Origin of the sequence: Novosphingobium sp., assembly GCF_965229225.1 — a bacterium.
Lineage (GTDB): Bacteria > Pseudomonadota > Alphaproteobacteria > Sphingomonadales > Sphingomonadaceae > Novosphingobium.
Genome location: NZ_OZ245867.1, coordinates 1,040,143 through 1,056,829, shown reverse-complemented (window position 1 = coordinate 1,056,829; position 16,687 = coordinate 1,040,143). Strand labels below are relative to the sequence as shown.

Below are 16,687 nucleotides of genomic sequence, written 5' to 3'. Positions count from 1 at the left end.
GACGGAGATCTCCTTATGCGGTGGCGGCGTAGACCTCCTTCCGCGTCATCACAGCCCAGGCAATCCGTGCCGTTTTGTTGGCCAGCGCCACTGTTGCGATCTTCGTGGGCTTGCGCTCGAGCAGGCCCGCCATCCAGGGTTGGCGAGCCGGATTCTTGCGCGTCATTCGCATAACAGCAGTCGAACCGACGACCAGAAGCCGGCGAAGATAGCCATCACCCTGTTTGGTTATTCCGCCGAGCCGCTCCTTGCCGCCCGAGCTGTTCGCACGAGGTGTGAGCCCAAGCCAGGCGGCGAACTGACGACCTGATCGGAACAGAGATGCGTCGGGCACCGCAGCCGCTATAGCCGAAGCTGTGATCGGGCCGATCCCCGGGATCGTGGCCAGCCTGCGGCTTGTCTCGTCGTTACGGTGCCAATCAAGGATTTGCGCCTCAAGCCGATCGATCTCGCTCGCGAGGGCCCTCAGCTGAGCGGCAATGCCATGAAGGGCCGAACGCGCGTAAGCGGGAAGCCTGCCCTGCTCCTCGTGCAGCGCCTTCAGGGAAGCCACTACGCCGCCGGCGCCGAGACCCGTCACGATGCCGTACTCAGCTAGGTGGCCGCGGAGCGCGTTGATCAGCATGGTGCGCTGCCGAACCATCAGGTCGCGACTTTTGTGAAGCATGAGGACCGCTTGCTGCTCGACCGACTTCACTGCGACAAAACGCATCGTCGGCCGGGTTACCGCTTCGCAGATCGCTTCGGCATCTGCTGCATCGGTCTTCCCGCGCTTCACATACGGCTTAACATAGGCTGGCGGCATGAGGCGCACCTCATGGCCAATCGCCATCAACTCGCGTGCCCAGTGATGCGCCGACGCGCAGGCTTCCATGCCGACCAGGCAAGGCGACAATTCCGCGAAGAACCGACTAACCTCGGTCCTGCGCAGCTTACGCCGGATCAGCACTGCGCCATCGGCAGCGATGGCGTGAACCTGAAACACATTCTTCGCCAGATCCAATCCGACGGTGACAACCTCCTGCTCCATGGAACGACTCCTAGACGTGGACCTACAACGACCACATCATCGCACAGCTACGCTGGTGCGGAGGTCGTCCACGACATCACGTCAGACCGCGGCATCGCGGTGATGGACAGCCGCGAACGCAATCTCTCGAACCAGCAAACTTTCCTCGTGACCGTCACCCGCCTGCGCGATGGGCTAACCCTCTTCGTCAACGATGCCTCGCGACTTGGCGCGGCCATCGCTCGCAACACGGGCATGAAGCGTTCTGCCCTCGAAACCGTGGGCCTGCTGCGCGAGGCAGCCGCTTCCGGTCTTGCGAGAGGGAAGTCCGAGGCAGCGCTGCAGAGCGAGCCTCCCGTGCTCAAGGAACCGCCTGAGCGCGAGAAAGCGATGGTCAAGCCGTTCGAGATGGGGATCTGAACGGGCGGGATCAGACTTTGCGGCCGAACCAGAGCACACGGCCAACGATGTTCACCGAGCGGCGGTCCAGCCCCTGCCAGCTGGGATAGGCCGCATTGTCGCTGACTACGGAAATCTTGCGCCCTTGCGGTTCAATGGCCACCCGCTTGACGTTGAGCGCGCCGTCCATGCGCAGGACATAGATACCATCACGCAGCTTGGATTGATCGTCCGCAACGTCGACCAGGACTTCGTCGCCGTCGTGCAGCGTCGGCTCCATCGAATCTCCGACCACCTTGATGATCGAGAGGCTGGACGACTTGGCCTGCGTCAGCTTGCGCAGCCACTTCTCGTCAAACCCGAACTGGCCAGCCTGGCTTTCCGCACCTGCCAGGGCACCGTGGCCCGCAGATGCCTCGACATCGAGTACTGGAATCTGGACGAGCTGGATGACCGGAGTATGCCGCGCAACCGGGCCGCCCAGCACCACTTCGTCCACGCCGAAGAACTGCGCCAGGATCTGGCGGTCTTGCTCGTCCAGATGCCGGGGGCTGCCCTTGCGCAGATACTGCTGGATGTAGGACACGTTGCGGCCGAGCAGGCGAGAGACGGCAGAGTAGTTTACACCGCGCTGGCGGATCAGCTCGTCAAGCGTTGCGCGTGGATCGTCCATGGTCTCGGTTCCTGCGATTCTAGGATATGATCCTAGCGCTAGGAAACATCCTTAACAAGAACAAAAAGTGAACTTAGACGGCGCGGATGCATCTGAAACGCTGTGGACTGTGATGCTCAGGACTGCAGTGATTGGGGCATGGCTGCCGGGAAACAGAGCAGGCCGCAAGCGAACAGAGCACGAACCCGCTGCGCGGGAGGGTCGCTTGGGGTGATGTAGCGTAGTATTGTTCAGGCTTTGCGAGCGGCAGGGTCGCCTTGCGACCGTGGAGTTCCTTCAACGCAAAGGAACTCACGATGGATGCTGTCACGACCGCCGCCCCGAACGCATCGCTGCGCCAGCGGATGCTGCAGGATATGCAAATGCGTGGGCTTGGGGAGCACACGCAGAAGGATTACATCCGCCACGTCCGGCGCTTCGCTGCTTTTCTTGGTCAGCCCCCCGATACGGCCACCCTCGAAGATCTCCGGCGCTTCCAGCTCGATCAGCATGAACGTGCCGTTGGTCCCGCGACCATCAATGGGGCCGTGTCGGCGCTGCGGTTCCTCTTCGGTATCACCCTGAGGCGGCCGGAGATGGCGCTGGGGCTTGTCGTCATTCACGTCGCGCCCAAGTTGCGGGTGTCCTGAGCGTCGAGGAGACCGCGCGGCTGCTCGAGGCGGCGCCAGGCATCAAGTACAAGGCAGCGCTCAGCGTGGCCTATGGCGCGGGTCTGCGGGTCTCGGAGGTTGCTCATCGCGCTTGTTCTCAGTCATGGCCATTGTCCCCGTTCGGTCCGACGATCCAGGCGGTGGTGGAAGCACCTGGCGCGAGCACCGGGCTGGCAATCGCGACCGCAATCGTGCCGAGCGGCGCGAGATCGCGGGTGGCAATCGTGGCGGGCGTGTTGCCCTGGTTCGCCAGGCGGACGACTTTGCCGGCAAGGCTGGCGCTGCGGTACTCGGCGATCAGCTGGACCTCGATGTCCTCGGCGCGGGCGGGAAGGCTGCTCGACTGCCGCACCGCGAAACCTGGCACTTGCGTCTCGGCGGCCATGGCCTGGACGAGGCGCACGGCGCTCGTCTCGATCGGCGTCGCCTTCTCCCAATTGCTCGCATCGTCCTTGGCGATCGCCGGGTTGGTCACGAAGACCTGCTGCGCTTCGACCGGGCGGATCGGACAGGCGAACTTGTAGACGTAGCCCTTCTTGGTCGTGGCGAAGAAGCTGATCCGCGAACCCGCATAGACTTCGGGCACCGACACATAGATGTCGCCGCGCACAGGCTCGTTCGAGACGGCAAAGTCGTTGTAGGGCGTGCCGGTTCCGATCTTCGAGACACTAGCGAAGGCGTCGCCAACAAGGGCAAAGCGGGTGAGCTCGTGCGCCGAAACCTCGCATCCGATCGTGCCGCCATCGGCGGTCTGCTTGAACTGGTCGGCAAGGGCCGGGTCGGCGAGGCCAGTTGCCGCGAGCGCCGCGAGAATGGCGAGGCGCCTTGGCCTCGCGGGGAGATATCCGCGCATCAGTGGGACTCCGTTGAATATGGGGTGGGGGCGTCAGCCGGATGGGCCGGGAGAACCACCGCGAAGCCGGACAGCGCGAGGCGCAGGCCGCGGTAGGTCCAGTCGAAGCGGAAGCGGCGCTCCTCGCTCGAGATCACCTGTTCGCCCACGAACGTCTTGAGCGTGCCGCTGACCTCCGAGGTCAGCGCACGGGGATCGACCTCGAGCTTGCTGATCACGAAAGCCTGGGTGACTTCGGATCCGCGCTGTTCCTCGACAATGCGCAGGAGCTCGGCCTTAAGCCGGCCGCGCTGCGCCGGATCGGCAAGCGCCAGGATCTGCCCCATCCAGTAGTCGAGCCCTTCGGGGCTGCGGTTGAGCAGGACGAGCGCAACATCGCGGGTCACAAACTCGAGGTACTCGGCAGAAACCCCCGCGCTCGAAATCACCAGCGGCGTGCGGGTAGTCGGGACCAGCAAAACTTCACGCTCGCGGGTGGCAACGAGGCTGGCAGCCCCTGCGAAGAGGACCGCGAGCGCGGCGCTGGTCATCGCGAACATGTTGCGTTGGCGCAGCAGCTTCTGCGTGCGCTCGTGGGCGACATCGGTGAGCATGGGATGCGCTCCTCAGCCTGCCAGCACGCGGCAATGGGAGGGCGGCGTTGCCTTGAGACCGGTCAGTCCCGGCGGCAGATACCAGTAAGCGGCATGGCGAACCCAAGAGGCGGAGCGCCCGGCCTTGGCTTTTCGCAGAGCGAACCAGGCTCCGACTGCAAGCCCGATGCCGATCAGGATATGCTGCGCGAGGATCCCCCAGGTGAAGGGGGCGATGATTCCGGCAAACTCGTCGATGGTCCAGAACCCGATCAGCTCAGGATCGTCGAGGTGGCGGGGGATCGCATGGCGGTCTGTCATGGTAACGTGCCCTCCCAAGGCGTCACGGATCGGTGATCAGATGACGGCGGTGATCACCGAGGTGACGATCGGAACGCCCGTGCCGACACCCACGCCGACGCCGACGGGCACAGCGATCTGGCCGAGCGTGAAACGGCCCGAGGCCAGGCTGATGAGGCCGGCCGCGAGGCTGAGGACGGTGATGATCTTGCCGCCCGAGCCCTGGAGGAAGCCTGTGAATTTCGTCAGCGCAGTGGTGAAGGTGGCGTCGGTGCCGGCGTAGGCCGTGCCGCCGGCAAGCGCGAGCGCGGCGAACGGCAGGATGAGGGCAGCGGACTTGGCAAGGCGGGCCTTGGAACGGCCAGGCAAGGGGAGGGCAATCAGGGTCATGGAGCGTTCTCCGAGCGGGTTGGTCGCAGCAGTCATCGCCGCTGCCCCACCTTCTTGGCCGGAGAAACTGGTCTAGGAAAAGAAAGGGCTGATCGAGGAAGCGTTCTCGGATAAATCTGGACGATGACCGTAACCGCCATGCGGCTCAGTTGGCCGAGCGAGGCGGAAAATCGGGCGATACATGCCGGAAATCTGCGCCAAAGCAGGCTGTTTTGCGAGACAGCGCTCCGAATCGGTTCATTCTAGGATAACCGATATGTTCTAACTATGTTCTTTTTTGTTCCTAGCGGAGGGGAGTCGCGCTACATGTCCGAGTCGAACCAACTGGGACCGATTGTGGACATGACCTGCAGCGCACAGACTTTGGGGATCAACGCAAGACTTGCTCGCCTCCTGACCGTAGCCGTCGACCGGTCGGGCAGGTCGCGACGCGAGGTCGCGCGCGCAGCAGGCATGAACAAGGACACCTTCTTGCGCTTACTTCGCGGGGAGAAAGCCATCACGCTAGTTGATGCCGAACGTGTGCTCGGTGCAAGCGGGCTTGCCTCCAATGGTGCCCTGCTGCTCGCCATCCTTGGCCACGAGGATCTCGCGGTCGAATGGCTTGGCGAAGACGTGGGCGCGTTCCTCGATCAGTTCCTCACCGCTTTGCCGGTGACCATGAACGAAACGCTCGGCCCCCGCATAGCCGATCTCCGCCCGCGCTGGGCCATCGGCACTTCACGCCTCGTGGCGCGGCTGCTGGCCAAACACATCGATGATTTTGCCGAACGCGACATATCCCTCGTGCTCGGGAGGTGAGGGGGCTTGGGGTGGCATGACCAAGCTAGGAGACTACGACATGGCATCATCGTTTGTTGCGAACACCGTGGAAACTGAGACCGGGCTTCCTCCGGCGCAACCCCAGATGCGCCTGATCAGGCTGCCTGAGGTTATTGCGCGGGTTGGGATCAAGCGTTCGTCGATCTACCAGCGCATGGCGGAGGGACGTTTTCCGAAGGGGCGCGCGATCGGCCCGAAGTCTACTGTCTGGGTGGAATCCGAAATCGATGCCTGGATCAGTTCGGTTATTGGTTCCGAGAACTAAACCATTGTGCTTTAGTTGGGACGCTGAGCAACTGGCGTCGAAGTGGTTCTCAATGTCGACGCCTTGCCTTACGCCACGTATTGCGCGGTCGTCTTGGCGCGCAGGTCCTCGGCGCTCACGCCCGGCGCTAGCTCGATCAGCCGGAATGGCGAGGCATGATCGGGCCGCGCGAAGACGGCGAGATCGGTGATCACCATGTCAACCACGCCCTTGCCCGTCAGCGGCAGGGTGCAGGCGGGGATGAACTTGGGGCTGCCGTCCTTGGCGCAGTGCTCCATCACGACGATGATCTTCTTCACGCCCGCGACGAGATCCATCGCGCCGCCCATGCCCTTGATCATCTTGCCGGGCACCATCCAGTTGGCGATGTCGCCGTTTTCGGCAACTTCCATCGCGCCGAGCACGGTGAGGTCGATATGCCCGCCGCGGATCATGGCAAAGCTCTGCGCGCTATCGAAATAGGCGGATTGCGGCAGTTCGCTGATCGTCTGCTTGCCCGCATTGATAAGATCGGCGTCTTCCTCACCCGCCAGCGGAAACGGCCCGATGCCGAGCATCCCGTTCTCGCTCTGCAGCGTGACGGTCATCCCTTCGGGGATGTGGTTCGCCACCAGCGTCGGGATGCCGATGCCGAGGTTCACATAGAAGCCATCCTCAAGCTCGCGCGCAGCGCGGGCGGCCATCTGGTCGCGGGTCCAGCCCGCCGTCATGCCATCATGCTTGGTCATCAGCCGACATCCGTGTTGCGAACCGTGCGGAATTCGATCTTCTTGTCATAGGGCGAACCCACGATCAGGCGCTGCACATAGACGCCCGGCAGGTGGATGCCATCGGGATCGAGGCTGCCGGTGGGGACGATCTCTTCCACCTCGACCACGCAGACCTTGCCGCAAGTGGCGGCGGGCACGTTGAAATTGCGCGCGGTCTTGCGGAACACGACGTTGCCCGTCTCGTCCGCCTTCCACGCCTTCACCAGCGCGAGATCGGCGAAAATGCCTTCTTCAAGGATGTAGTCCTCCCCGCGGAAGGTCTTCACTTCCTTGCCTTCGGCCACCAGCGTGCCGACGCCAGTCTTGGTATAGAAGCCAGGGATGCCTGCGCCGCCCGCACGCATGCGTTCGGCCAACGTGCCTTGCGGGCAGAACTCGACCTCCAGCTCGCCCGATAGGTACTGGCGCTCGAATTCCTTGTTCTCGCCGACATAGCTGGCGATCATCTTCTTTACCTGCCGCGTGCGCAGCAGCATGCCGATGCCTTCGTTGTCGATCCCCGCATTGTTGCTGGCGAAAGTGAGGTCCTTCACTCCCGAATCGCGCACCGCATCGATCAGCCGCTCCGGAATGCCGCAAAGGCCGAAGCCCCCGCAGGCGATCAGCAGGCCATCCTTGAGCAGCCCGTCAAGGGCGCTGGCGGCATCGGGATAGAGCTTTCTGGCCACGCGAATCCGGCTCCTCTGTCTGATCAATTTGGCGGTTAGGCTGCTTGGGCAGGTCTCGTCATGCCTGTGTCCGGATCGCCAGCAAGCCGGTGATACCGCCCAGATAGGCGGGAATGGCACCGCTTCGGACTGTGCCATGGTCCAACAGAACGAGTTCGGCTGCGCCGAGCGACCCGGTGACCGGCGCCAGTTCGCGGGTCAATGCAGCGATAGCATCCAACGCGCGTGCATTACTCTCCAGCCAGAAACCGGCAACAGTCCTTTGCTGGACCGGCATGAGTGCCTCTGCGCCGGGGCGAAAGCCGGCATTCTTGAGGACTGGTGCGGCTTCTACATGACGATCTACGATCGCGCACGCGGTCCTGATGGCATGTTCTACAGCCGCAGGAATGGACTGATCACGAGCCGCCTTGTCGTAGGCCTGCTTGCCGAGGAACATGGTGCGGATCATGTTGCGCGGCTCGGGCCGCTGGATCAGGTGGGCGAAGACGGACATTTCTGCGCGGATCGCGCCGTCGACCGGCTGCATCAGGCCAAACTCCACGCAATCGAGGATTGCCAGCGGGGCCGGTTCGTGGCCCAGCATGCGCGCCAGTTCGCGGGTGCGGTGCCTGGCGATGGCTTCGGCATAGGCAGCGTGGGCCAGCGGCTGCGCTCCGGGCTGGTCCCACGGCTGGACAGCGTGCGCCCGGTCCGAAAGCAGCCAGTTCTCCGCGGCGCTGACCTCTTCGCCTTCCGCCACTACGGCGTGGACGAGTCCGGCCTCCAAAGCTTCGTCTCCGTAGAGATTGCGCCCCAGCAGCAGGACTTCGAGGCCAAGCCCGACGCCGACGAGCCTGGGCATGCGCTGGGTTCCGCCGGCTCCGGGGAGAAGCCCCACCGCGCACTCGGGCAGGCCGAGCATGGCCCGGCGATTGTTGGTAATGACGCGGTAGTGCGCCCCGAGCGCCAGTTCACAGCCACCCCCGAGCGCAACGCCTGCAATCGCCGCGGCGACGGGCTTGCCCGCGGTTTCCAGCCGCCGGATGGCGTGGCTCAGCGGGAAAAAGTGGTTAAACGCGATATCGAACCGGTCGGCGGCGGGCGCGGCGACGATCATGTCGTAGGCTACGCCGAGTTCGGTGAGGTCTGCGCCCGCGCAGAACCCCGTGGCCTTGCCCGATCGCACCAGCACGCCCTTCACATCGGCCCGGTGCAGCCATTCGGCGAATTCGCCAAGTTCGTGGATCGCCTTGTTGGAGAACACGTTCATCGACTTGCCGGGGCAATCGAAGACGAGGTGGATGAGACCGTTGTCCTTAAGTTCGACGCAAAATTGCGTGAGGGCGGGCGGGGTCATACAGGGTTCTCCGTGGTCGTCATGCGCGGCTTGCGGAACTTGCCCGCATCGTCGCGCACGGTCTGGCGGGTAACGTCGATCGAGCGTGGATGCTTGGGGCGCGCGAGGTGATCGGCGAGGAAGGCACAAAGGCTTTCGAGGGTCAGCGCCGCGTCGCTTTCGATCACGGCGTGGACCACGGCGCCGAGATCCGGGTGCGGCTTGCCGAAGACGGCGCAACTGCGCACGTCCGGGTGGCGCAGCACGGCGGCTTCGACTTCGGCGGGCCAGATGTTGATGCCGCCGCTGATGATCAGGTCGTCCCGGCGGTCGGCGAGGAAAAGGAAGCCTTCCGCGTCGAGCCAGCCGATATCGCCGACGCTTTCCCAGCCATCGGCGGTGGCGCGGCGCTCAGCACCGATGTAGCGGTAGGTCGATCCGGGGCCGCTCTGCGGCATGGCAAAGACTTCGCCCTGCTCGCCCGGTGCCGCTTCGGTGCCATCGGGGCGCAGGATGCGGATGCGGCCATTGCCGATGAGCCGCCCGACCGAGCCGGGCCGCTCCAGCCATTCGCGCCCGCCGATCCAGCAGCGAACAAGGCCTTCGGTCGCGCCGTAGACTTCCCAGATGTGATCAGGGCCGAGCCAGTCAATCCACGCCTGCTTCAGCCAGGGCGCCATGGGGGCGGCGGTGTGGACGACCTGTTTCCAGGCGGCAAAGAGATGCGCGGGTCGGTTGTCCGCAGGCAGCGCCATGATCCGGTGCATCATGGTTGGCACCATGAGCGCCCAGTGGATTCCATCGCGGGCGATTGCATCCAGCGCAGCAGCCGCATCGAACCGGTCCATGGTATGAACGGTGGAGCCGTTCCACAGCGCGAAGACCGCCGCGCTAAAGGGCGCGTTGTGGTAGAGCGGGCCCGGCACGAGTACGCGGCCCTCGGCGGGGATGCCGATGAAGCTCGTGCCGGCGGGAAACCCGGCCGGGCGGCCATCGACGATGACCTTGGGCGTGCCGGTGCTGCCACCGCTGGTGCAGGCCTTCCACGAGGACGCGACCGGACGCGGGGCTATCGGCGCTGGAGTTGCGCAAGGCGCAGGCAGCATCGCCGCATCGATCGCGCAGCGCGGCTCCATGATTGCTAGGATTGCATCGCGCTCGACCGGTGGTAGACGATGCGAAAGCGGCGCCGGGGTCGCACCGCAGCGGTAGATTGCGAAGGTCAGCGCCAGAAAATCTGCCCCGTTGGGTAGCCGGAAGGCGACCAGATCGTCCGGCTCCACCCCTTTGGCGAGGAGCCATGCCGCGAGTCTGGCGCTGCGCGCATCGAGCTGGCCGAAGGTCCAGCGCTCGCTGCCGTGAACCAGCGCCTCGCGTTCGGGCGGAACCCGCGCGAACACGTCCGCCAGCGGCAGAAACATGTCAGAAGCCGACGGCATCGGCGCCCTTCAGCGAAAGGATCGCGCGGGCATCGTCGGGCGTGGCGACCTCGAGCCCCAGCCCCTCGATGATCTGGCGGACGCGCGTCACCTGTTCGGCATTGCTTTTTGCCAGTTGGCCGCGCCCGATCCACAGGCTGTCTTCGAGCCCCACGCGCACGTGGCCGCCCATGCTGGCCGCCATGGCGGCCACCTTCATCTGGTTCGCGCCCGCTGCCAGAACGGACCAGCGGTAATTGTCGCCAAACAGCCGGTCTGCGGTGCGCTTCATGTGCATCACATCGTCTGGATGCGCGCCGATGCCGCCGAGCAGGCCAAAGCAGGTCTGGATGAACAGCGGGGCTTGCACCAAGCCTTCGCTCCAGAAGTAGTGCAGGTTGTAGAGGTGGCTGGTGTCGTAGCACTCGAATTCATAGCGCGTGCCGGTGGCGTTCAGCGTGTCGAGCGCATAGCGGATGTCCTTGAAGCTGTTGCGGAACACCAGATCGTGGCTGCCCTCAAGCATTTCCGGTTCCCAAGCGTGCTGGAACTTCTTGAACCGCCTCAGCATCGGGAACAGGCCGAAGTTCATCGAGCCCATGTTGAGGCTGGCGACCTCAGGCTTCCACAATTCGGCGGGCTTCACGCGGTACTCTACCGGCATATAGGGCGAGGCGCCGGTGGTGAGGTTCACCACCACGTCGCTGCTTTGCTTGATGACGCGGAGGAAGGGTTCAAAGTCCTCGGGCGTATGGACCGGGTGTCCATCGTTCGGATCGCGCGCGTGGAGGTGGACGATTGCGGCTCCAGCCTCGGCAGCGCCCAGTGCGGCTTCGGCGATTTCCTGCGGCATCACGGGCAAGTGTGGCGACATCGACGGGGTATGGATCGAGCCGGTGACAGCGCAACTGATGATGACCTTGCCTTGCGACATCCTAATTCTCCTGAAGCGCGTTCATGCCGTCACGCCAACTGCGGGCAAGGGCCTCGCGGTGATCGGGTGCGGCAATGGCGATGAGGGCCTGCGCGCGGGCCTCGTGGCCCAGTTCGCGCAAGTCCGCGATGCCGTGTTCGGTGACGACGAGATCGACATCGAAGCGCGACAGCGAAACCGGGCCGTGGCCGTGCCCCGCCGGTACGATGCGGCTGGAGCCACCCGCCACCGAAGGCTGGGCAATCACGCGAAGGCCGCCTCGGCTGGCGCGGGCACCGCGCGCATAGTCGCTCGCGCCGCCGGGGCCGGATAGGAACCCGCGCGCGGAAGCTTCGGCGTGGATCTGGCCGTAGAGATCGACTTCCATTGCCGAATTGATCGTCACCAGCCGGTCGATCCCGGCCAGCGTCGCCGGATCGTGCGTCACCGTGACGGGCTGGAACTGGAAATGTTCGTGGTCGAGCCCGGCGTAGAGGTCTGAACTGCCAATCGCCACGCCCGCAAGCGCGGAGCGGCCTGGCGCCATTGCTCCCGAGCGGACGAGTGCAAGTGCGCCATCGCCGATGAGGCCGCTGTGAAGCCGCAGGTTGCGGTGCCCAGACAGCGCGCGCAGCACCGCATCGGGGATCTTGCCGAGTCCGGTCTGCAAGGTCGCTCCGTCGGGGATCAATGGTGCGATGGCGGCGGCGATTGCCTCGCTAACGGCGTCGCTTCCCCCCACCATTGTCCGCAGTGGCTGGTCCTGCTCGTAGCAGGCGGTGATCGCTGAAAGCGGAATGCCGGGGTCGCCCGGTGTGCGCGGCATCAAAGGGTTGATGTGCGCAATGCGGACTGGGATTTCGCGCCAGAGCGCGGCGATGAAGCCGGTCTCGGCCCCGAAGCTGCAATGGCCCTCGTCGTCCGGCGGGCTGCACATGAAGAGGGCAGCGGCGGGCCGCTCACGCCGATAGAGCTTCAGGATATCCTGATAGCACAGCGGACGAAAATCGCTGCGCGCGCCTTCGCGGCGCAATTCGGGGGTCTGGAAGAAAGTCAGTACGCGCGCTTCGGGGCCTGCACTCCAGATCGCCTTGTTGAGGCCGGGCACGAACACGCCGGAAAAGGTCATCGCGCCGAGCGTGGACCCTGCTGCGGCCACTTCGGCGACAAGCAGATCGGACTCGGCCGGGCTCGATGAAACCAATGTGAGACCGCCCGGCGGCAGGACGCCGGGCAGGTCTCCGGGGCGCAGATGGCGCGTGGTCATTTGCTGCGCCCCGGCGAGACTACTTGACGTACTTGTGGAATTCCGGCGCACGCTTTTCCTGGAACGCGCGCATGCCTTCCTTCGATTCCTCGGTGTCGTAGAACAACTTCACCGAATTCAGCGCCATCATCGAGATGCCGCGAATGTTGTCGCTGTCGGCATTGAAGCTGCGCTTGGCAAGCGCGAGCGCGGTGGGCGAGCGCTGGCCGAGCATTTCGGTCCATTCATCGACCGCCGCATCGAGTTCGGCGGCGGGAACCACCTTGTTGACGAGGCCCATTTCCATCGCTTCCTGCGCGGAATACTGGAGGTTGAGGAACCAGATCTCGCGCGCCTTCTTGTCACCCACGTGGCGGGCAAGGAAAGCCGTGCCCCAGCCTGCGTCAACCGAGCCGACCTTGGGGCCGACCTGGCCGAACTTGGCCGTGTCTGCGGCGATGGTGAGATCGCACAGGGTGGCGAACACGTTGCCGCCACCGATGGCAAAGCCGTTGACGCGCGCGATCACGGGCTTTGGAATGTCGCGGATGATCGACTGGAATTCGTCGATCGGCAGGCCGACGATGCCGCGCCCGTCGTACTGGCCGTCCTTGGCGCTCTGATCGCCGCCGGTGCAGAAGGCCTTGTCGCCCGCGCCGGTCAGCACGACGGAGGAGACGTTCTTGTCGTCCGCCGCCAGCTTGAACGCAGCGATCAGTTCCTCGATCGTCTTCGCGCGGAAGGCGTTGTAAAGCTTGGGGCGGTTGATTGTGACCCATGCGGCGCGGCCGCGAACTTCATAGAGAATGTCTTCGAATTCGGGAGTGCTCATGGCGCATCCTTTCGTGAATTTTGAGGTTGGAAGCGGAACGCCTCAGACCATGTTCATGCCGCCGGAAACCGAGATGGCCTGTCCGGTGATATAGGCACCGTCTTCCGAAGCGAGCAGCGCGACGATGCCGGCATAGTCCTCCGGCTCGCCCATGCGGCCAAGCGGGATGCCGCGTTCGAGCGCAGCCTTCCACTTTTCCGCCTCGGGGCCGGTTCCGGCGACTTCGGCCATCATCGGTGTGTTGGTCGGCCCCGGACAGACCGCGTTGCACAGCACGTTCTTGCGGGCGAGTTCGCGCGCAATCGACTTGGTAAAGCTGATGAGGCCGCCCTTGCACGCGGAATAGACCGCTTCCATCGCCGTGCCGACCTTGGCGGCATCGGACGCGATGTTGATGATGCGCCCGCCACCATGCTCGACCATCCGGCCTGCCACGGCGTAGTGCGTGTTGAGGTTGCCGGTAAGGTTGATCGCGATGACCTTGTCCCAGAACTCGGGTGTGGTCTTGAGGAACGGGGCAGGGCGATCCCACCCGGCATTGTTTACTAGCGCCCAGATCGGGCCAAGCTCCGCCTCGACTGCCTCGACCGCCGCCTGGACGGCTGGCAGGTCGCTCACATCGAGTTGCCAGGTGCGGACCGTGGCACCGGGGCCTGCCAGCTTCGCGGTCTCCTCGCCGGCTGCCGTGCTCAGGTCGAAGATGGCAACCTTACAACCCTCAGCGGCGAGCCGCAGCGACAGGGCACGACCAATACCCTGGCCACCGCCAGTGACAATCGCGACTTTTCCGTCCAGTCCTCTCAAGCAATCCTCCATTCGGGTACGGTGGTCAGAGATCCAGGTCCTGCCCGCCTTCAGCTTCACCGCCAGCCAGTTCGAGCAGGCGGTTCTTGATTTTCACGAGCACCAGAGCGGCTTCGTCGAGCTCGTCCTCGGTGACTGTTGCGAGAATGTCGGCTTCGACAGCGTCCACGCTTTCGCGGATCGTCGAGACCAGCCGCTGGCCTGCGCGGGTCAGGTAGACGCGGCGGGCGCGCGCATCGCGTTCGTCAGAACGCCGCTCGACGAAACCGGCTGCCTCCATCCGGTCGACAAGACCACCGATGGCGACCTTGGTGAGGTCAAGATCGGCGGCAAGCGCCGTCTGGGTCATGCCGTCGCGGCGCGAGAGAAACGCGAGGACCCACCATTGCGAGCGCGTGAGCCCCAGCGGCTTGAGCGCGCGGTCGACGACGATGCGGCGCAGGCGCGAGACGTCGTGGATGAGGAAGCCGAAACGCAGGCTGGAATCGAGGTTTTTCTGAATCATGCGGGGAACTCCGGGAGTGGACACCCCCGGACTAGCCGTCGCCGCGCCGCGCGCAAGAGGTTGCGTAACCCAGTTCACTTTCTACGCGCCAGCTTGCCCTTGAACATATCGCGCGAGATGATCGTTTTCATTACCTCGATCGAGCCGCCGGCAATCTTCACGATACGCGCGTCGGCATAGGCGCGGGCGATAGGATACTCCCACATATAGCCCCAGCCACCGAATAATTGCAGACACTTGTCGACGGTCTCGCAGTGCAGTTCAGAGGTCACCATCTTGGCCATGGCGGCATCCACCGGATCAAGCTCGCCGCGCATGAACAGTTCGATGCACTTGTCGGTAAACACGCGTGCCATCACGCTGCGCGCCTTGAGGTCCGCAAGCACGAACTGCGTGTTCTGGAAATCGGCGATGGTCTGGTCGAAGGCCTTGCGCTCGCTGGTGTATTCGACCGTGTAGTCGATCACCGTCTCGACCACGGTGGCCGAGCGGATGGCCTGCGCCAGCCGCTCCTGCGCCAGTTTGGTCATCATCAGGGAAAAGCCCTGGCCTTCCTCACCCAGCATGGCATCGGCATCGACGCGCAGGTTGTCGAAGAACAGCTCGGAAGTGTCCTGTGCCTTCATACCCAGCTTGTCGAGGTTCTTGCCCCGGTTGAAGCCGGGCAGCGAGGCATCGACGAGGAACAGGGTCACGCCCTTGGCACCCGCTGCCGTGTCAGTCTTGGTGGCCAGCACCAGCACGTCGCACATCTGGCCGTTGGAGATGAAAACCTTCTGGCCGTTGATGACGAAGTGATTGCCGTCGCGCTCTGCCTTGGTGCGGATCGCCTTCAGGTCGCTGCCGGCGTGCGGTTCGGTCATCCCGAGCGAGCCGATCGCCTCGCCGCGCACCATCTTCGGCAGCCAATGTCGCTTCTGCTCGTCGCTGCCGAAGGTGAGGATATAGGTCGCTACGAGATCGGTATGGATCAGGAAGCCCGGCCCGCTTGCGCCGACACGCCACAGTTCCTCGAAGACGACGACGTCGAACAGGTAGTCAAGGCCAAGACCGCCGTATTCTTCCGGCACGGTGCAGCACAGCAGGCCGGCCTCGCCAGCCTTGAGCCACAGCTCGCGCGGGACGATGCCGTCCTTTTCCCACTGCTCGTGGTAGGGGACGATTTCCTTCTCGACGAAATGGCGCACCGTCTGGCGCCACATCTCGTGCTCGGGCTGGAAGAGGGAACGTTCGATCATTTTGCAGCCTTCAAGCGCGCTGTGACTTTTCCTTGGCAACGGACGCCGCGATTGCTTCGCGGGCAGCGGTCCATTGCGCCGGGGTGAGGTTCGACAGGTCGGCAAAGGTGCCAGGCCCCGCGAGGTGTTGGCCGCCATCGATGGCGATGGTCTGGCCGGTGAGGTAGGGGCTCGCGTCCGACAGCAGATAGGCGACGAGATTGGTCAGCTCCGGCATGTGCCCGAAGCGGCGCATCGGCACGGTTTCGCAGTTTGTCGCGGAGCTTTGCGTGTCGGGGATGGGATTGAGCTTGTCCCATGCGCCTTCGGTGGGGAAGGGCCCCGGCGCAGTCGCGTTCAGCCGGATGCCATAGGGCCCCCATTCGGCGGCGAGCGACATGGTCATGGCATGGATCGCGCTCTTGGCCATGGCCGAGGGCACCACGAATGCCGAGCCGGTCCACACCCAGGTCGTCAGCATGGAAACGACGGAGCCCGGAATGCCATCGCGAATCCAGCGCTTGCCGCAGGACAGGGTGGCGTGGAAGGAGCCGTCCATGACGGTCGAAGTCACCGCACGAAAGCCGCGTGCGCTGAGCTCCTTGGTGGGGGCGATGAAGTTTGCGGCGGCATTGTTCACGAGTCCGTCGAGCGGTTGATCTGCCCAGATCGCCTCGATCATCGCATCGACTGCATCGGCGTCGCGAATGTCGCAGACGCGGGGCACTACTTCGACCCCGGTGGACGCCGTAATCTCGGCTGCGGTTTCGCGCAGCATGGCATCACGTCGGCCGCAGATGGTAACGCGCGCCTGAAGTGCGGACAGTGCATGCGCGATCTCGCGACCAAGCCCGCCACCGCCTCCGGTAACGAGCACGGCCTTGCCAGCCAGCGCGTCATCCTTGAATAGTCCCATCGTCCTCTCCGTGTCGGCGCGGCAGGGCCAATCGGCCAATTGCTCTTGCCAGACAATGTTAAGCTGTTTACTACATGATTCGAGACTGTCAAGCGCGAGTGGAGGGAAGCCGCCACATTTGAGCGATAAGGCAGAGTATCGGATCGA

Annotated in this window: 21 protein-coding genes; 4 read left to right on the top strand and 17 right to left on the bottom strand. The window is 64.2% G+C overall.

Annotated features, from left to right (window positions below; all coding sequences use genetic code 11):
- Positions 1 to 13 precede the first annotated feature (13 nt).
- Positions 14 to 1,030, bottom strand: a complete 1,017-nt coding sequence (locus ACO06X_RS04595; RefSeq protein ID WP_421838717.1) for an IS110 family transposase — start codon at positions 1,028 to 1,030, stop codon at positions 14 to 16.
- 102 nt (positions 1,031 to 1,132) lie between these two features.
- Between ACO06X_RS04595 and ACO06X_RS04590 the strand changes: the two genes are divergently transcribed.
- Positions 1,133 to 1,429, top strand: coding sequence for a hypothetical protein (locus ACO06X_RS04590; RefSeq protein WP_421838803.1), 297 nt, complete (start codon positions 1,133 to 1,135; stop codon positions 1,427 to 1,429).
- Between the two features lie 10 nt (positions 1,430 to 1,439).
- Here the strand turns inward: ACO06X_RS04590 and ACO06X_RS04585 are convergent, their stop codons facing one another.
- Positions 1,440 to 2,081 carry a S24 family peptidase gene (locus ACO06X_RS04585; protein ID WP_421838802.1) on the bottom strand — a complete coding sequence of 214 codons (642 nt, stop codon included), beginning with the start codon at positions 2,079 to 2,081 and terminating at the stop codon, positions 1,440 to 1,442.
- 296 nt (positions 2,082 to 2,377) lie between these two features.
- On the opposite strand from ACO06X_RS04585, the gene ACO06X_RS04580 reads away from it, so the two are divergent.
- Positions 2,378 to 2,710 carry a site-specific integrase gene (locus tag ACO06X_RS04580; RefSeq protein WP_421838801.1) on the top strand — a complete coding sequence of 111 codons (333 nt, stop codon included), beginning with the start codon at positions 2,378 to 2,380 and terminating at the stop codon, positions 2,708 to 2,710.
- A 118-nt stretch (positions 2,711 to 2,828) separates the two neighbouring features.
- Here the strand turns inward: ACO06X_RS04580 and ACO06X_RS04575 are convergent, their stop codons facing one another.
- Genes ACO06X_RS04575 through ACO06X_RS04560 form a run of 4 tightly spaced genes read right to left on the bottom strand, consistent with a single transcriptional unit; the run spans position 2,829 to position 4,840 of the window.
- Positions 2,829 to 3,584 (bottom strand): type-F conjugative transfer system secretin TraK, encoded by a 756-nt coding sequence (locus ACO06X_RS04575; protein WP_421838800.1) that lies wholly within the window; start codon positions 3,582 to 3,584, stop codon positions 2,829 to 2,831.
- Positions 3,584 to 4,177 carry a type IV conjugative transfer system protein TraE gene (locus ACO06X_RS04570; RefSeq protein ID WP_421838799.1) on the bottom strand — a complete coding sequence of 198 codons (594 nt, stop codon included), beginning with the start codon at positions 4,175 to 4,177 and terminating at the stop codon, positions 3,584 to 3,586. Before ACO06X_RS04570 ends, ACO06X_RS04575 begins: the two co-directional genes overlap by 1 nt.
- A 12-nt stretch (positions 4,178 to 4,189) precedes the next feature.
- Complete coding sequence (traL, locus tag ACO06X_RS04565) at positions 4,190 to 4,477, bottom strand: type IV conjugative transfer system protein TraL (RefSeq protein ID WP_421838798.1); 288 nt, start codon at positions 4,475 to 4,477, stop codon at positions 4,190 to 4,192.
- Positions 4,478 to 4,513: 36 nt separating this feature from the next.
- Complete coding sequence (locus tag ACO06X_RS04560; RefSeq protein ID WP_421839852.1) at positions 4,514 to 4,840, bottom strand: hypothetical protein; 327 nt, start codon at positions 4,838 to 4,840, stop codon at positions 4,514 to 4,516.
- 477 nt (positions 4,841 to 5,317) lie between these two features.
- Between ACO06X_RS04560 and ACO06X_RS04555 the strand changes: the two genes are divergently transcribed.
- Positions 5,318 to 5,647, top strand: coding sequence for a transcriptional regulator (locus ACO06X_RS04555; protein WP_421838797.1), 330 nt, complete (start codon positions 5,318 to 5,320; stop codon positions 5,645 to 5,647).
- Between the two features lie 16 nt (positions 5,648 to 5,663).
- A complete protein-coding gene (locus tag ACO06X_RS04550) occupies positions 5,664 to 5,933 on the top strand; it encodes a helix-turn-helix transcriptional regulator (protein WP_421838796.1) in 270 nt (89 codons plus the stop codon).
- Between the two features lie 68 nt (positions 5,934 to 6,001).
- On the opposite strand, the gene ACO06X_RS04545 is transcribed toward ACO06X_RS04550, so the two are convergent.
- The 11 genes from ACO06X_RS04545 to ACO06X_RS04495 form a co-directional block, all read right to left on the bottom strand.
- Entirely contained in the window at positions 6,002 to 6,661 is a 660-nt protein-coding gene (locus tag ACO06X_RS04545) for a CoA transferase subunit B (protein WP_421838795.1), read from the bottom strand.
- Positions 6,661 to 7,371, bottom strand: coding sequence for a CoA transferase subunit A (locus tag ACO06X_RS04540; protein ID WP_421838794.1), 711 nt, complete (start codon positions 7,369 to 7,371; stop codon positions 6,661 to 6,663). The genes ACO06X_RS04545 and ACO06X_RS04540 overlap by 1 nt, the downstream gene beginning before the upstream one ends.
- Before the next feature lie 58 nt (positions 7,372 to 7,429).
- Positions 7,430 to 8,710 (bottom strand): enoyl-CoA hydratase-related protein, encoded by a 1,281-nt coding sequence (locus ACO06X_RS04535; RefSeq protein ID WP_421838793.1) that lies wholly within the window; start codon positions 8,708 to 8,710, stop codon positions 7,430 to 7,432.
- Complete coding sequence (locus ACO06X_RS04530; RefSeq protein WP_421838792.1) at positions 8,707 to 10,110, bottom strand: AMP-binding protein; 1,404 nt, start codon at positions 10,108 to 10,110, stop codon at positions 8,707 to 8,709. Before ACO06X_RS04530 ends, ACO06X_RS04535 begins: the two co-directional genes overlap by 4 nt.
- Before the next feature lies 1 nt (position 10,111).
- The gene (locus ACO06X_RS04525; RefSeq protein WP_421838791.1) at positions 10,112 to 11,041 is read right to left on the bottom strand and encodes a 3-keto-5-aminohexanoate cleavage protein; all 930 of its coding nucleotides are present in this window, start codon (positions 11,039 to 11,041) and stop codon (positions 10,112 to 10,114) included.
- 1 nt (position 11,042) lies between these two features.
- The gene (locus ACO06X_RS04520) at positions 11,043 to 12,287 is read right to left on the bottom strand and encodes an acetyl-CoA hydrolase/transferase family protein (protein WP_421838790.1); all 1,245 of its coding nucleotides are present in this window, start codon (positions 12,285 to 12,287) and stop codon (positions 11,043 to 11,045) included.
- A 19-nt stretch (positions 12,288 to 12,306) separates the two neighbouring features.
- A complete protein-coding gene (locus ACO06X_RS04515) occupies positions 12,307 to 13,098 on the bottom strand; it encodes an enoyl-CoA hydratase-related protein (protein ID WP_421838789.1) in 792 nt (263 codons plus the stop codon).
- Between the two features lie 42 nt (positions 13,099 to 13,140).
- On the bottom strand, positions 13,141 to 13,902 hold the full coding sequence (locus ACO06X_RS04510) for an SDR family NAD(P)-dependent oxidoreductase (protein WP_421838788.1): 762 nt from the start codon (positions 13,900 to 13,902) through the stop codon (positions 13,141 to 13,143).
- A 25-nt stretch (positions 13,903 to 13,927) separates the two neighbouring features.
- Complete coding sequence (locus ACO06X_RS04505) at positions 13,928 to 14,407, bottom strand: MarR family winged helix-turn-helix transcriptional regulator (RefSeq protein WP_421838787.1); 480 nt, start codon at positions 14,405 to 14,407, stop codon at positions 13,928 to 13,930.
- Between the two features lie 74 nt (positions 14,408 to 14,481).
- Positions 14,482 to 15,645, bottom strand: a complete 1,164-nt coding sequence (locus ACO06X_RS04500; protein ID WP_421838786.1) for an acyl-CoA dehydrogenase family protein — start codon at positions 15,643 to 15,645, stop codon at positions 14,482 to 14,484.
- A gap of 10 nt (positions 15,646 to 15,655) precedes the next feature.
- Positions 15,656 to 16,540 (bottom strand): SDR family oxidoreductase, encoded by an 885-nt coding sequence (locus ACO06X_RS04495; RefSeq protein WP_421838785.1) that lies wholly within the window; start codon positions 16,538 to 16,540, stop codon positions 15,656 to 15,658.
- Positions 16,541 to 16,687: the final 147 nt, after the last annotated feature.